The organism is Streptomyces bambusae (assembly GCF_019400985.1).
GTDB classification, from domain to species: Bacteria; Actinomycetota; Actinomycetes; order Streptomycetales; family Streptomycetaceae; genus Streptomyces; species Streptomyces bambusae_A.
The window spans coordinates 1-13875 of sequence record NZ_WTFF01000197.1 but is presented as its reverse complement, the minus strand read 5'-3'; the positions used below and the strand labels follow the sequence as shown (position 1 = coordinate 13875).

The following is a 13875-nucleotide window of genomic DNA, read 5'->3' as shown; positions in this document are numbered from 1 at the left end:
GGTGCTTCCGGCCGCGGCGCCGCCGGGCGCACCCCGAGTGCGGCCAGCACCCCGGCCGCCTTGGCGTGGGTCTCGGCGACCTCGCCCGCCGGGTCCGAGTGCCGCACCAGCGTGGCGCCGACCGGCACGCGCAGGGTGCCGTCCGGGGCGATGTCCGCCGTACGGATCAGGATGGGGGAGTCGAGGGTCTGCGCCCCGGACGCGTCCCGGCCGAGCAGCGCGAGGGCGCCCGCGTAGTAGCCGCGGCCGCCGGACTCGTAGCGCTCGACGACCCGGCAGGCGTTCTGCACCGGCGAGCCGGTCACGGTCGCCGCGAACATGGTCTCCTTCAGCACCTCGCGCGCGTCCAGCGAGGAGCGGCCGCGCAGCTCGTACTCGGTGTGCGCGAGGTGGGACATCTCCTTCAGGCGCGGGCCGACCACCACCCCGCCCCGGTCGCCGACCGTGCACATCATCTTCAGCTCCTCGTCCACGACCATGGAGAGCTCCTCGGTCTCCTTGCGGTCGCCGAGGAAGGCGAGCAGCGACTCGGGGCTCGGGCCGCCGGCCGGGTAGCGGTAGGTGCCGCTGATCGGGTTCATCACGACGGTGCCTCCCGACATCCGCACGTGCACCTCCGGGCTGGCGCCCACCAACGTGCGCCCGCCGGTGTGGACGACGTACGTCCAGTACGCGCCCCGCTCGCCCTGGAGCAGCCGGCGGAAGAGCGCGAGCGCGTCGGCCCGTCCGAAGCCGGGGATGCGGCCCTCGTAGGTGCGCCGGATGACGAAGTTCGCGCCCTCGCCGCGCCCGATCTCGTCCTCGATCACCCGCTGCACGGTCCGGGCGTAGTCGGCGTCGGACACGTCGAAGCCGCCGCCCTCCACGCGGACGTCGTGGGCGGGCAGGGCGGCCAGGACCTCGGCCAGCGGCAGCTCGTACGCCTCCTCGGCGACCAGCACGCTCAGCGGGGTGCCGTCGTCGCGGACGTCGAACCCGCGCTCGCGGATCTGCCGGAAGGGCACCAGCGCGAGCGTGGGCAGGTCGCCCACCGGGAGGTCGGCGAGGCGCTCGGCCTCGTGGACGGGGCCGAGCAGCACCTCGACGGTGTCGTGGTCACGGCCGGGGGTGCGGCGCCTGAGCAGGGCGAAGGGCGGGCAGTCGGCGTCGAGCAGACGGCTGAGGATCATGGGAGCGGGGTCCTTCCGGCAGGGATGGGGAGGAACGGCCCGCGCATACGCCGAAGGCCGCCCCTCGGGCGGCCTTCGCGTCGGTGTCGGGTACGCGCAGTCAGTGGGCCGCCGAAGGAGCGGGCCACCACCAGTTCTGGTTCGAGTGCGCGAACATGCCGCCGACCATAGCCGACCTTCCCTGCTGCGGCGAAGCACCGTCTCGTAGGGTGAGCCGAACCATGAGTTCCACTTTCTGGCACGCCTCCGGCACCCTCTCGCTCGTCCTGGTTCTCGTACTGCTCGCCTGGTACGGGCTGCGCTACCGCCGCACCCCGCGCCGGGACCGCCGCGCCCTGCGCCTGGTGTGGTCCTGGCCGGTGGCCGCAGCCGCCGTCGCCGGGCTCGCGGCCGGGGAGCTGGCCACGGACCGCAGTGTGTCCCTGGACAACGACCCGGTCCGGGCCGTCGTCGCCGCGGGACTGGCGGCGCTGGCCGCGGCCGCCCTGCTGCGGGCGCGCGGCGCCGTACGGGCACAGATGTTCGTGCCGCCCGCACTCGCGCTGGTCCTGGCCACCGCGCTGACCGGCGCTTTCGGTACGCCCTGAGAGACATCTGTCTCACGTAGTGAGCGGCGGGCCGGACAAAGCGGTGGACGCCGTAATGTTTACGACGTGACCGTGAACGCAGAAACCCAAGCCCTCGCCGCCAAGGCGACCTGGCGAGACCTTCCCGCGGCGCAGCAGCCTGTGTACCCCGATGCCGAGGCTCTGCGCGATGTCGTCGCGGACCTCGAGTCGTATCCGCCGCTCGTCTTCGCCGGCGAGTGCGACCAGCTGCGCGCCCGGCTGGGAGCCGTCGCCAAGGGCGAGGCGTTCCTGCTCCAGGGCGGCGACTGCGCCGAGGCCTTCGACGCCGTGTCGGCCGACCACATCCGGGCCAAGCTCAAGACGCTGCTGCAGATGTCGGCCGTCCTGACCTACGCGGCCTCCGTGCCGGTGGTCAAGGTCGGGCGCATCGCCGGGCAGTACTCCAAGCCCCGCTCGAAGGACACCGAGACCCGCGACGGGGTCACGCTGCCCACCTACCGCGGCGACTCCGTCAACGGCTTCGCCTTCACCGAGGAGGCCCGGGTCCCGGACCCGGAGCGGCTCAAGCGGATGTACCACGCGTCCGCCTCCACGCTGAACCTGGTGCGCGCCTTCACCACCGGTGGCTACGCCGACCTGCGCCAGGTGCACGCCTGGAACCAGGACTTCGTGAAGTCCTCGCCGTCCGGGCAGCGCTACGAGCAGCTCGCGCGGGAGATCGACAACGCCCTGAACTTCATGAAGGCCTGTGGCACCGACCCGGCCGAGTTCAAGGCGGTGGAGTTCTACGCCTCCCACGAGGCGCTGCTCCTCGCCTACGAGGGCGCCCTGACCCGCACGGACTCGCGTACCGGCAAGCTGTACGACACCTCCGGCCACATGGTCTGGATCGGTGAGCGCACCCGCCAGCTGGACCACGCGCACATCGAGTTCTGCTCGCAGATCGCCAACCCGGTCGGCATCAAGCTCGGCCCGACCACCACGGTGGACGAGGCACTGACGTACATCGACCGCCTCGACCCCGAGCGCGAGCCGGGCCGGCTGACCTTCGTCGTGCGCATGGGCGCCGACAAGGTCCGCGACAAGCTGCCGGACCTGGTCGAGAAGGTCACCGCGTCCGGTGCGACCGTCGCCTGGGTCACCGACCCGATGCACGGCAACACCTTCGAGGCGGCCTCCGGCCACAAGACGCGCCGCTTCGACGACGTCCTGGACGAGGTCAAGGGCTTCTTCGAGGTCCACAAGGCGCTGGGTACGCACCCGGGCGGCATCCACGTCGAGCTCACCGGTGACGACGTCACCGAGTGCGTGGGCGGCGGCGACGAGATCTTCGTCGACGACCTGCACCAGCGCTACGAGACGGCCTGCGACCCGCGGCTCAACCGCAGCCAGTCGCTGGACCTGGCCTTCCTGGTGGCGGAGATGTACCGCGACCAGTGATGTGACGGCCGGTAGCGGCCGCTAGAGGTTCCTACGACGACGGGGCCCGGATCGATGTGATCCGGGCCCCATCGTCGTTCCGAAGGCTTTCCGGAAAACCCCCGGTGCGGTTAGGGTTAGGTAAGCCTCACCGAATGCCGGGGATGGCTCGCCCGCACGATCCCGCTCGGGAGGTGAACCGCGTGTACGTCTGCTCCTGCTTCGGCATCACCGACAAGCAGGTCGCCGAGCACGCGGCCGCCGGTGCCTGCACCCCGCGCCAGATCGCCTCGGCCACCAAGGCCGGCACCGACTGCGGCTCCTGCGTACGGACCATCCAGGGCCTCCTGGGCCGTGGCGCGTGCCCGCGCCGCGAGCTGCTGGAGAAGGGCAGGACGGCCGCCACCGTCCTGGCCCCCGCCGCCGAGCTCGACAAGGCCGCGGAGCTCTCCGAGGTCGTCGCGGCCTAGCCGCAGCGCCGGCAGCCGGATCGCCGGTGGCCGTACCGCCGGCAGCCGTACCGTCGGCCCGGAAGGCCGGCCCCGGGTCAGCTCGGCTGCTCGACGAGCTGCGCGATGTACAGCGGCTCGCCCAGGGTCTCGATCAGCTCCAGCTGGGTGTCGAGGTAGTCGATGTGGTGCTCCTCGTCCTCCAGGATCTCCTCGAAGAGCCGCGCCGAGGTGATGTCGCCCTTGCCGCGCATGACCTCGATCCCGCGCTTGAGGCGGTCGATCGCCTCGACCTCGACCTGCCGGTCCGCCTGGAACATCTCCGTGAGCGTCTGACCGACGCGGACGTGGAAGAGGCGCTGGTAGTTCGGCAGGCCGTCGAGCATGAGGATGCGCTCGGTCAGCTTGTCCGCGTGCTTCATCTCGTCGATGGACTCTTCACGCGTGTACTTGGCGAGCTTCGTCCAGCCCTTGTTGTCCTGGATGCGGTAGTGCAGCCAGTACTGGTTGATCGCCGTGAGCTCGCCGGTGAGCTGTTCGTTCAGAAACTCGAGGACCTCGGGGTCGCCCTGCATCGCGCAGGCTCCTTCCAGGCAGGTAACCGTTCGGATACGGTGCGCGCATCCTCGCACCGTGACCAAGGGGCGTCCAGTAAGTGCCTCCTTAGTAGGAGTTGCCCGGTTGTGGGGGTCACCTGGTCATGACCACCCCTGGCCGTCTGTCACCATGGAGTCATGGGTCAGCCGGAAAGCCGGGAATCTCCGGGAGCAGAACAGCTGGAGCTTCCCCCGGGGCAGCGGTTGCAGCGCGGCTGGCCGGTCACCCACTACGGTCCCGTGCCCAAGTTCAAGCCGGACCGCTGGGAGTTCCGGGTCTTCGGCGCCACCGCCGACGGCGAGAAGCACTGCTGGAACCACGAGGAATTCTCCGCCCTGCCGTTCACCTCGGTGACCGCCGATCTGCACTGCGTGACGAAGTTCAGCATGCTGGGGGCCGAATGGGGCGGCGTGCTCGCCCGGACCGTGCTGGCGCTGGCCCCGCCCGCGCCGCAGGTCACGCACGTGATGGTGTGGGCCGAGTACGGCTTCAGCTCCAACATGCGGCTGGCGGACTTCGCCTCCGAGCGCACCGTCTTCGCCACCCACCAGGGCGGTGAACCCCTCACCGCCGAGCACGGCTTCCCGCTGCGCCTGGTCGTCCCGCACCTGTACGCGTGGAAGGGTCCCAAGTGGGTCCGCGGCGTGGAGTACATGACCGCCGACCGCCGCGGCTTCTGGGAGGAGCGCGGCTACCACAACATCGGCGACCCCTGGCGCGAGCAGCGCTACTCGTACCAGGAGGAGCCGGGGGACGGTCCGGAGATCTGATCCCCCCGAAAGGGGTAACCGGGATCGGCGGACAACCGGGATCAGGGGATCTCGCGCAGCTCCTTGAGCAGCGCCACGTCCGCCGCGTGCCCCTCCTTGCCGCCGGGCGTCTCGATGACCAGCGGTACGCCGTCCATGGCGGGGTGCGTGAACAGCTCGGCGAACGCCTCGCGCCCGATGTGGCCCCGGCCGATGTTCGCGTGCCGGTCCCTGCGGGCGCCCGTCTCCGCCTGGGAGTCGTTGGCGTGGACCAGCTTCAGCCGGCCCTCGCCGACCGTGTCCACCAGCAGGTCCAGCGTCTCCTTGGCCCCGCCGGGTGCGGCCAGGTCGTGCCCGGCCGCGAAGACGTGGCACGTGTCCAGGCAGATCCCGAGCTTCGGGTGGGCGTCGAGCGCCTCGAAGTAGGGCCCGAAGTCCCAGGTCCGCGAGCACAGCGAGGAACCCTGCCCGGCCGTCGACTCCAGCAGCAGGAACGGGTCGTCGTCGTGGACCAGCTCGTCCAGCAGCGGCAGCATGTGCTCCCGCACCTGGGCCAGCGCCGCCTCACGGGGCCGCCCGCCGGTCGCCGAGCCGGTGTGCACCACGACCCCGAGCGCGCCGATCTCCCGGCCGCGCCGCAGCGAGTGGCGCAGCGACTCGACCGACCGCTCCACCGTCGCCGCCGTGTGCGAGCCGAAGTTGATCAGGTACGGCGCGTGCACGTACGCCGGGACGCCCTCGGCCGCGCAGGCCGCGCGGAACAGCTCGTCCTGCGCCGGACTGCCCGCCGGGGTCGCCCAGCCGCGCGGATTGGCCACGAAGACCTGCACCGCCTCGGCGCCCATCTCGCGCGCGTACGCCAGGCCGACCTTGGCCAGTCCGCCCGCGACGGGCACGTGCCCGCCGACCGGGTTGCGCCGGCGCCCCGCGTCCCGCCCGCTCTCGTCTGCCACCTTCTCCTACAACCCCTTGGTCCGGATGGTGATCGTGCTGCCCTCGGGCGCGCTCTGGCCGCCCGGGACCGACTGGCCGTCCACGGTGTTGCTGAACGACAGGAACGGCCGGTCGACCTTGACCTTGAAGCCCGCGGCCTCCAGGGTGCGGCGGGCGTCGTCCAGGTCCTTGCCGGTGACGTTCGGCACGGGCAGCAGCCGGGGGCCCTTGGAGACGGTCAGGGTCACCGTGTCGCCCGCGGCGGCCTGGAGGCCGGCGGTCACGGACTGGCCCGCGACCGTCCCCGCGCGCTCGGGGGAGTTGACCTGCTCGGCGGCCACCTCGACCTTGAGGCCGGCGTTCTCCAGCTGGGCCCTGGCCTGGTCCACCGGCTTGCCGAGGACGCTCGGCACCGGCACCGGCCGGCCCTTGCTGACCACCAGCGCGACGGCCGTGTCGGGCGCCTTGCGGGTGCCCGGCTTCGGGTCGGTGCTGATCACCGCGCCCTGCGCGACGTCCTGGCTGAAGGCCTGGGTGACCATGCCCGGCTCCAGGCCGGCCTTCTTCAGCTCCTGCCGGGCCTGCTCCAGCGGCAGGTTCTCCACGGACGGGACGGTGACGACCTCGGGCCCGCGCGAGACGGTGAGCACCACCGAACCGTTCCCGCGGATCCGCTTGCCGCCGCCCGGGTCGGTCTCGATCACGGTCCCGCGCTCCACGGTGTCGCTGAACCGCTTCTCCACCCGCTTCACCCCGAGCCCGGCCGCCGACAGCTGGCTGCGGGCCTGCGCCTCGGTCTTCCCGAGCAGGTTCGGCACCTGGGTGAACTGGCCGGCGCTGATGTACCAGACGCCCGTGCCCAGCCCGAGGACCAGCAGCACCCCGGCCAGGGCCAGGTACAGCCCGCGGGGCCGGCCCCCGCCCATCAGCCCGGTGCGCATCCGCGGCCGCTCCGGCGGCGCCGCCTCCACCGGCGGCCGCTCCAGCAGCGAGGTGTGCTCCACCTGCACGTCCCGCAGCGCGGCCACCGGCCGGGGGACCACACTGGTGCGGTCCTCGGCGGAGGACCGCTCCTCGGCCCGCGCCTGCGGCGGTACGGCGTCCAGCTCGGCGTCGCCGATCCCGGCCCGGGCCTCGCGGGCCAGCGCCAGCAGGGCGACCGCGTCGTAGGGCCGCAGCTCGGGGCGGCGCGCCGTGGCCTCGGCGACCAGCCGGTCCAGAGCGGCGGGCAGGCCGGGCACGGCGGCCGACGGGGGCGGGACGTCCTCGTGCAGGTGCTGGTAGAGCACCTGGGCGGGACTGTCGCCGGTGTGCGGCTTGGCGCCGGTCAGCATCTCGTAGAGCACGACGCCGCAGGCGTACACGTCGACGCGGGTGTCGGTGACGCCGTTCTCGATCTGCTCGGGGGCGAGGTAGGAGACGGTGCCCAGGACGGCCCCGGTGGTGCTGGTGACCGTGTCCACGCTGCGGACCAGGCCGAAGTCGGCGACCTTGACCCGGCCGTCGTCGCCGATCAGGACGTTCTCGGGCTTCATGTCCCGGTGCACGAAGCCGGCCCGGTGGGCCGCGCCGAGGGCGGCCAGGACGGACTCCAGGACGTCGAGCGCGGCCCGCGGCTGGAGCGCGCCGCGCTCGCGCAGCACGTCGCGCAGGGTGCAGCCGGAGACGTACTCCATGGCGAGGTAGACGTACGGCCCGTCGGTGCCCTGGTCGAAGACGGCCACCACGTTGGGGTGGGCGAGGCGGGCGACGGACTTGGCCTCCCGGATGAACCGGTCGACGAAGCCGGCGTCGGCGGCCAGCGCCGGGTGCATGACCTTCAGGGCGAGCACGCGGTCCAGGCGGGTGTCCACGGCCCGGTAGACCGTGGCCATGCCGCCGACCGCGATCCGGGCGTCGATCCGGTAGCGGCCGTCGATCACGCGCCCGACGAGCGGGTCTTCCAGGGTCGTATCCACCCGGCGATTCTACGAGCGGCTGCCGAAGCCATGGCTGGGCGCGGTCCGCTTGCAGCGCGACTGTGACGAGCCCAACCGCTGCGCGGGGCCTTTCCCCACCCCGCCCCTTCCCGAAACTGGGGGCTGCGCCCCCAGACCCCCTTACGTGCGCTTCGCGCCCGTGCGCTCAAACGCCGCGCGGGCTGGATTTGCGCAGCAAATCCCAGCCCCGCCGGCGTTTGAGGCGCGGGGTCTGGGGCGGAGCCCCAGTTCGGGAAGGGGCGGGGTGGGGAAAAGGCCCCGCGCAGCGGGACGGCAGGGAGCCGGGTGGGTCACGTCGTCACCGTCCGGGGGTCGGAGTGGGCTGCGGTGGTGCAGGGATCGGCGAGGCCGCGGACGGGGCCGCGGACGGGGCCGGGGCCGGTGACGGCGGGGGCGGCGCCTCGGCCGCCGCGGCGGTGCCGCTGACCTTGCCCTCGGGTCCGAGGAAGACCGGGCTGCCGCCCGGGACCAGACCGAGCTCGCGCGCCCGCCGCTCCAGCGCGTCCGGCGCCGAGTGCGCGTCCACGTCGCGCTGAAGGGCCTGCTGCTCGTCGGTGAGGGCGGTGGTCTCCTTCTTCAGCCGCGACAGCTGGAAGGAGCCCTCGTTGAGGGCCGAGTTCAGCAGCAGAAGGCTGATCAGGCCGCCGGCCAGCAGCGCCACGACCAGCAGGACGAAGGGGGTGCGGGCGGCCTGCCCGCCGCCCTTCCCGGCGGGGCGGACCGTCCGGGTCCGCCCCAGGCGCATACGTGTGAGCGTGGCCGCCCCTCTGCTCACCTGACCTCCTCGCGTTCCGGCGCCGTGACGGCGGCCGGGTTCCGTTAGTTCGCCTCGCGGATGCGCTCGACGCCGCGGAAGCGGGCCGGGGCCGCGCGGCGGTTCTCGGCGATCTCTTCCTCGGTCGGAAGTTCGGCGCCCCGGGTCAGGAGCTTGAGCTTGGGCTGGTACTTCTCCGGGACCACCGGCAGCCCGGGCGGGGCGGTGTTCGCGGCGCCGGCCGCGAACACCTGCTTGACCAGGCGGTCCTCCAGCGAGTGGTACGACAGGACGGCGATCCGCCCGCCGACCGCGATCCGCTCCACGGCGGCCGGGATGGCGCGCTCCAGGACCGACAGCTCCCCGTTGACCTCGATGCGCAGCGCCTGGAAGGTGCGCTTGGCCGGGTTGCCGCCGGTGCGCTTGGCGGCCTGCGGCAGGGCGTCGCGGATCACCTCGACCAGGCGGGCGCTGCGGCTGAACGGCTCCTTCTCGCGCTCGCGGACGATCGCGGCGACGATCCGCTTGGCCTGCTTCTCCTCGCCGTACGCGCGCAGGATCCGCACCAGCTCGCCCGGCGGGTAGGTGTTGAGGACCTCGGCGGCGCTCGTCCCGACCGTCTGGTCCATGCGCATGTCCAGCGGGGCGTCCTGCGCGTACGCGAAGCCGCGGTCGGCCTCGTCCAGCTGCATGGAGGAGACGCCGAGGTCGAAGAGGATGCCCTGGACGGTGGGGATGCCCAACCGGTCCAGGACCTCGGGCAGCTCGTCGTAGACGGCGTGGACGAGGGTGGCGCGGTCCCCGTAGGGCGCCAGCCGCTCGCCGGACAGGCGCAGGGCCTCCTTGTCGCGGTCCAGGCCGATCAGCCGGACCTGCGGGAAGCGCCGGAGCATGGCCTCGCTGTGGCCGCCGAGCCCGAGGGTGCAGTCGACGACGACGGCGCCGGGTTCCTGAAGTGCCGGGGCCAACAGGTCCAGGCACCGCTGGAGCATCACCGGGACATGTCGGGACTCGCTACTCACAGCGCCCTCTCAAGCTGATGGCGCGCCGCGCGCACGCGCCGCGCACGCGGGGGTCAGGACCGGAAGGGGCCGGGCGGCCGGTGGCGACCGGGGCCCGGGCCGGTTCGCGTCACTTTAGTCGACGGGCCGCCGCGCGGGGGGAACCGGCCCGCGCCCGGTGTGCCCCGCCCCCGTCGAACCGGCGAATGCCGCGAATCACCCGGTCGGCGGCCCCCGCCCCACCCTTGTGGGTTAGCTCACAACAAGGCGCGTTGATGTTCTTTGTCCCTCCTCACGCCCTGCCCGTCCCACCGGTGAGCACTACCGTCGTAGTCATGACGACCTCCGCACACCTTCCCGCCGACCCCTCCTCCCGGGCCGCCGGCGGCTCCGTCACCGACCGGCTGGTGGAGGCCAACCTCGACTACGCCGCGCGCTTCACCGACCCGGGCATGGACGCCCGGCCGGTGCTCCAGGTCGCCGTGGTGGCCTGCATGGACGCCCGCCTCGACCTGCACGCCGCCCTGGGCCTGGAGCTCGGCGACTGCCACACGATCCGCAACGCCGGCGGCGTGGTCACCGACGACACCATCCGCTCGCTCACCATCAGCCAGCGGGCGCTGGGCACCCGCAGCGTGATCCTCATCCACCACACCGGGTGCGGTCTGGAGAGCCTGACCGAGGACTTCCGGCACGAGCTGGAGGACGAGGTGGGCCAGCGCCCCGCCTGGGCCGTGGAGGCCTTCCGGGACGTCGACCAGGACGTCCGCCAGTCCATGCAGCGGGTCCGGACGAACCCCTTCCTGCCGCACAAGGACGATGTGCGAGGCTTCGTCTTCGACGTGCACACCGGGCTCCTGCGGGAGATCGATCCGGCCTCGTGAGTGACACGGGGCCGTGACGCCGTCAAGAATGCGGGGTGACACCGCCGGGAAACCCTCCCGGCCGGTGTCCCCGTATGTCAGGGGTGGGCCGGTCATGCGCCATGGGCGTCGGCCCGGGAAAGGGCCGAGGAGAACCTGGTGACGACCTATGACGACCGTGCGAGCCTCGCGGATCTGACCACGACGGCGGACCGCGTCCGCCGTTCGGTGGAGAGCGTGATCGAGGGCAAGCCCGAGGTCGTACGGCTCGCGCTGACCGTGCTGCTCGCGGAGGGGCACCTGCTGATCGAGGACGTCCCCGGGGTCGGCAAGACGATGCTCGCCAAGACGCTGGCGCGGTCCATCGACTGCTCGGTGCAGCGCATCCAGTTCACCCCGGACCTGCTGCCCTCGGACATCACCGGCGTCAGCGTCTACGACCAGCAGCGCCGCGAGTTCGAGTTCAAGCCGGGCGCGATCTTCGCCCAGATCGTGATCGGCGACGAGATCAACCGGGCCTCCCCCAAGACCCAGTCCGCGCTGCTGGAGTCCATGGAGGAGCGCCAGGTCACCGTCGACGGCGCCACCTACGAGCTGCCCTCGCCCTTCATGGTCGTCGCCACCCAGAACCCGGTGGAGATGGAGGGCACCTACCCGCTGCCGGAGGCCCAGCGCGACCGCTTCATGGTCCGGGTCTCCGTCGGCTACCCCAGCGCCGAGGCCGAGCTGCAGATGCTCGACGTGCACGGCGGCCTCTCCCCCCTCGACGACCTCCAGCCCGTCGCGCACGCCCACGACGTCGTCAAGCTGATCGAGGCGGTGCGCGAGGTGTACGTCGCCGAGCCCGTCCGCCGCTACGTCGTGGACCTGGTCGCGGCCACCCGCCACCACCCCGACCTGCGCCTGGGCGCCTCCCCGCGGGCCACGCTGCACCTGCTGCGCGCCGTGAAGGCGTCCGCGGCGCTGTCCGGGCGGGACTACGTACTGCCCGACGACGTACAGGCGCTGGCCGCCCCGGTGCTCGCGCACCGGCTGCTGCCGACCGCGCAGGCCCAGCTGGCCCGGCGCACCGCCGAGCAGGTCGTGGGCGAGATCCTCCAGCGCACCCCGGTCCCCAGCGCGCACGCACCCGGTGAGCAGCCGCCCGGCGCGGGCGTACGGGGGTACTGATGGCGGCCGGTGCCCCTGGCGGTGCCGGAGGCGAGGGCGGCCGCGGGCTGCGCGCGGCCCTGGCCGGGCTCACCACGCGCGGCCGGTCCTTCCTGGCCGCGGGCGTGGCCGCCGCCGTGTGCGCGTACGTCCTGGGCCAGGACGACCTGCTGCGGGTCGGCCTGCTGCTCGCCGTCCTGCCGCTGATCTGCGTCTACGCCCTGCATCGCACCCGCTACCGGGTCTCCGGGAGCCGCCGGCTGAGCCCGCTGCGGGTGCCGGCGGGCGGTGAGGCGCGCGTGCAGCTGCGGCTGGACAACGTCTCCCGCATGCCCACCGGGCTGCTGATGCTCCAGGACCGGGTGCCGTACGTGCTCGGGCCGCGGCCCCGTTTCGTGCTGGACCGGGTGGAGCCGGGCGGCCGCCGCGAGGTGTCCTACCGGGTCCGCTCCGACCTGCGCGGGCGCTACCCGCTGGGCCCGCTCCAGCTGCGGCTGAGCGACCCCTTCGGGCTGGTCGAGCTGACCCGGTCGTTCAGCACCTACGACACCCTGACGGTCGTCCCGCGGACCGAGCCGCTGCCGCCGGTCCGGCTGGCCGGCGAGTCCTCCGGCTACGGCGAGGGCAACCAGCGCTCGCTGGCGCTGGCCGGCGACGACGACGTGATCCCGCGCGAGTACCGCCACGGCGACGACCTGCGCCGGGTGCACTGGCGCTCCACCGCCCGCTACGGCGAGCTCATGGTGCGCCGGGAGGAGCAGCCCCAGCGCAGCCGGGCGACCGTACTGCTGGACACCCGGCGGACCGCGTACGAGGGCGCCGGGCCCGACTCCGCCTTCGAGTGGGCGGTCTCGGCGGCCGCGTCGGTCCTGGTGCACCTGCTGGAGCGCGGTTTCGCCGTGCGGCTGCTGACGGACACCGGGAGCACGACGGCCGGCGAGGGCTCGGGCGGCTTCTCCGCGGGCGGCCAGGAGGCCGCCGAGGCGGCCGGCCTGATGATGGACACCCTCGCGGTGGTGGGGCACTCCGACGGTGCGGGCCTGTCCCGGGCCCTCGACGCGCTGCGCGCCGACCGGGGCGAGGGACTGCTGATCGCCTTCCTCGGCGATCTGGACGAGGCGCAGACGGAGCTCGCGGCGAAGCTGCGCCCGAGGAACGGCGGCGCGGTGGCCTTCGTCCTGGACTCCGAGGCCTGGACGGGCCTGGAGCCGGCGCACCCGGCCGCCCTGCCGCAGGCCGAGCGGCTGCGCCGGCTGGCCGACGCGGGCTGGACGGCACTGGACGCGCGCCCCGGCACCGGCTTCGGCGAGCTCTGGCGGCTGGCGGCCGGCGGGGCGGCCGGGTCCGACGGCGGGCGCGGCACGGGTACGGGTACTTCCGGGGGTTGGGCATGAGCGGCCGGGCGAGACTGACGATCTTCGCGCTGCTGGCGACGCTCCTGACGTCGGCGTCGCTGCTGCCGCTGGTGCGGCCGGCGACCTGGCTGCTCCAGGCGGCGGTGCTGCTGGCGGTGCAGAGCGGGGTGGGCGCCGCGGCGCGGCGGGTGCCGCTGGCCCGGTCGCTGACGGTGGCGGTGCAGGTGCTGCTGTCGCTGCTGCTCCTCGCGCTGCTGTTCCTCGGGGAGGGCGAGCAGTCCGCCGAGGGCGGAGTGCTGTCGTACCTGGTGAACGACTTCGGCGGGCTGTTCCAGCAGGGCGCGCGGGACGTGGCCGAGTTCGCGATACCGGCTCCGCTGACGCCCGGGATCCGGCTGCTGCTGGTCTGCGGCGTGCTGGTGGTCGGGCTGCTGGTGGACCTGCTGGCGGTGACCTTCCGGACCGCCGCCGCGGCGGGACTGCCGCTGCTGGCGCTGTACTCCGTGGCGGCCGGGCTGTCGGCGAGCGGGTCGGCGTCCTGGCTGTGGTTCCTGCTGGCGGGCTGCGGCTATCTGCTGCTGCTCCTGGCCGAGGGCCGGGACCGGCTGACGCAGTGGGGCCGGGTCTTCGGCGGCGGAGCGCGCCCGGCCGCCGGGGGCTCCGCGGCCCGCGGCGGGCCGCTCGCGCCCGGCGGCCCCCCACCCCGCCAACGCCCGCCCCCGGCCCGGGGGTTCGCGTACGCATCCGGTGACCGCTCCCCGCCTCGGCCCGGGCCCGGAGTTCATCCCCAGCACTCTTCCGGCGGACGCCGTGACCGGCTCCGTACAGAACCCGTACCCGGTGTTGCTGAACACTTCCTTCACCGAGATACCGGCCGGCGGGACCGGCC

Annotated in this window: 14 protein-coding genes; 8 read left to right on the top strand and 6 right to left on the bottom strand. The window is 73.3% G+C overall.

The annotated features are described in order from the left end of the window. A partial coding sequence (locus tag GPJ59_RS24050; RefSeq protein ID WP_219669701.1) for a chorismate-binding protein occupies window positions 1–1169 on the bottom strand: 1169 nt, incomplete at its 3' end. Between the two features lie 221 nt (window positions 1170–1390). Between GPJ59_RS24050 and GPJ59_RS24045 the strand changes: the two genes are divergently transcribed. From GPJ59_RS24045 to GPJ59_RS24035, 3 genes are all read left to right on the top strand, one after another. Continuing rightward, window positions 1391–1756, top strand: a complete 366-nt coding sequence (locus GPJ59_RS24045) for a hypothetical protein (RefSeq protein WP_219669700.1) — start codon at window positions 1391–1393, stop codon at window positions 1754–1756. Between the two features lie 66 nt (window positions 1757–1822). Continuing rightward, the gene (locus GPJ59_RS24040) at window positions 1823–3178 is read left to right on the top strand and encodes a class II 3-deoxy-7-phosphoheptulonate synthase (RefSeq protein ID WP_219669699.1); all 1356 of its coding nucleotides are present in this window, start codon (window positions 1823–1825) and stop codon (window positions 3176–3178) included. Window positions 3179–3360: 182 nt separating this feature from the next. Then, window positions 3361–3627 (top strand): (2Fe-2S)-binding protein, encoded by a 267-nt coding sequence (locus GPJ59_RS24035; protein WP_219669708.1) that lies wholly within the window; start codon window positions 3361–3363, stop codon window positions 3625–3627. 77 nt (window positions 3628–3704) lie between these two features. Here the strand turns inward: GPJ59_RS24035 and bfr are convergent, their stop codons facing one another. Then, window positions 3705–4181: a bacterioferritin gene (bfr, locus tag GPJ59_RS24030; protein WP_219669698.1), complete on the bottom strand. Its 477-nt coding sequence runs from the start codon at window positions 4179–4181 to the stop codon at window positions 3705–3707. A 159-nt stretch (window positions 4182–4340) separates the two neighbouring features. On the opposite strand from bfr, the gene GPJ59_RS24025 reads away from it, so the two are divergent. Continuing rightward, entirely contained in the window at window positions 4341–4973 is a 633-nt protein-coding gene (locus tag GPJ59_RS24025; RefSeq protein ID WP_219669696.1) for a sulfite oxidase-like oxidoreductase, read from the top strand. Window positions 4974–5014: 41 nt separating this feature from the next. Here GPJ59_RS24025 and GPJ59_RS24020 read toward each other — a convergent pair whose 3' ends face one another. The 4 genes from GPJ59_RS24020 to rsmH all read right to left on the bottom strand — a co-directional run bounded on the left by GPJ59_RS24020 (window position 5015) and on the right by rsmH (window position 9610). Next, window positions 5015–5905 carry a deoxyribonuclease IV gene (locus GPJ59_RS24020; protein ID WP_219669694.1) on the bottom strand — a complete coding sequence of 297 codons (891 nt, stop codon included), beginning with the start codon at window positions 5903–5905 and terminating at the stop codon, window positions 5015–5017. A 6-nt stretch (window positions 5906–5911) separates the two neighbouring features. Next, window positions 5912–7843, bottom strand: a complete 1932-nt coding sequence (pknB, locus tag GPJ59_RS24015; RefSeq protein WP_219669692.1) for a Stk1 family PASTA domain-containing Ser/Thr kinase — start codon at window positions 7841–7843, stop codon at window positions 5912–5914. Between the two features lie 319 nt (window positions 7844–8162). Beyond that, entirely contained in the window at window positions 8163–8639 is a 477-nt protein-coding gene (locus GPJ59_RS24010) for an FtsB family cell division protein (protein WP_374200892.1), read from the bottom strand. A 44-nt stretch (window positions 8640–8683) separates the two neighbouring features. Further along, entirely contained in the window at window positions 8684–9610 is a 927-nt protein-coding gene (gene rsmH, locus GPJ59_RS24005; protein WP_374200893.1) for a 16S rRNA (cytosine(1402)-N(4))-methyltransferase RsmH, read from the bottom strand. 344 nt (window positions 9611–9954) lie between these two features. Here rsmH and GPJ59_RS24000 point away from each other — a divergent pair, with 344 nt between their 5' ends. The 4 genes from GPJ59_RS24000 to GPJ59_RS23985 form a co-directional block, all read left to right on the top strand. After that, on the top strand, window positions 9955–10503 hold the full coding sequence (locus GPJ59_RS24000; RefSeq protein ID WP_219669686.1) for a beta-class carbonic anhydrase: 549 nt from the start codon (window positions 9955–9957) through the stop codon (window positions 10501–10503). A 138-nt stretch (window positions 10504–10641) separates the two neighbouring features. Continuing rightward, complete coding sequence (locus tag GPJ59_RS23995; protein WP_219669684.1) at window positions 10642–11652, top strand: AAA family ATPase; 1011 nt, start codon at window positions 10642–10644, stop codon at window positions 11650–11652. Then, window positions 11652–13025 (top strand): DUF58 domain-containing protein, encoded by a 1374-nt coding sequence (locus GPJ59_RS23990; RefSeq protein WP_219669682.1) that lies wholly within the window; start codon window positions 11652–11654, stop codon window positions 13023–13025. Before GPJ59_RS23995 ends, GPJ59_RS23990 begins: the two co-directional genes overlap by 1 nt. Then, on the top strand, window positions 13022–13875 hold an 854-nt coding region (locus GPJ59_RS23985), incomplete at its 3' end, for a transglutaminaseTgpA domain-containing protein (RefSeq protein WP_219669678.1). The genes GPJ59_RS23990 and GPJ59_RS23985, both read left to right, overlap by 4 nt.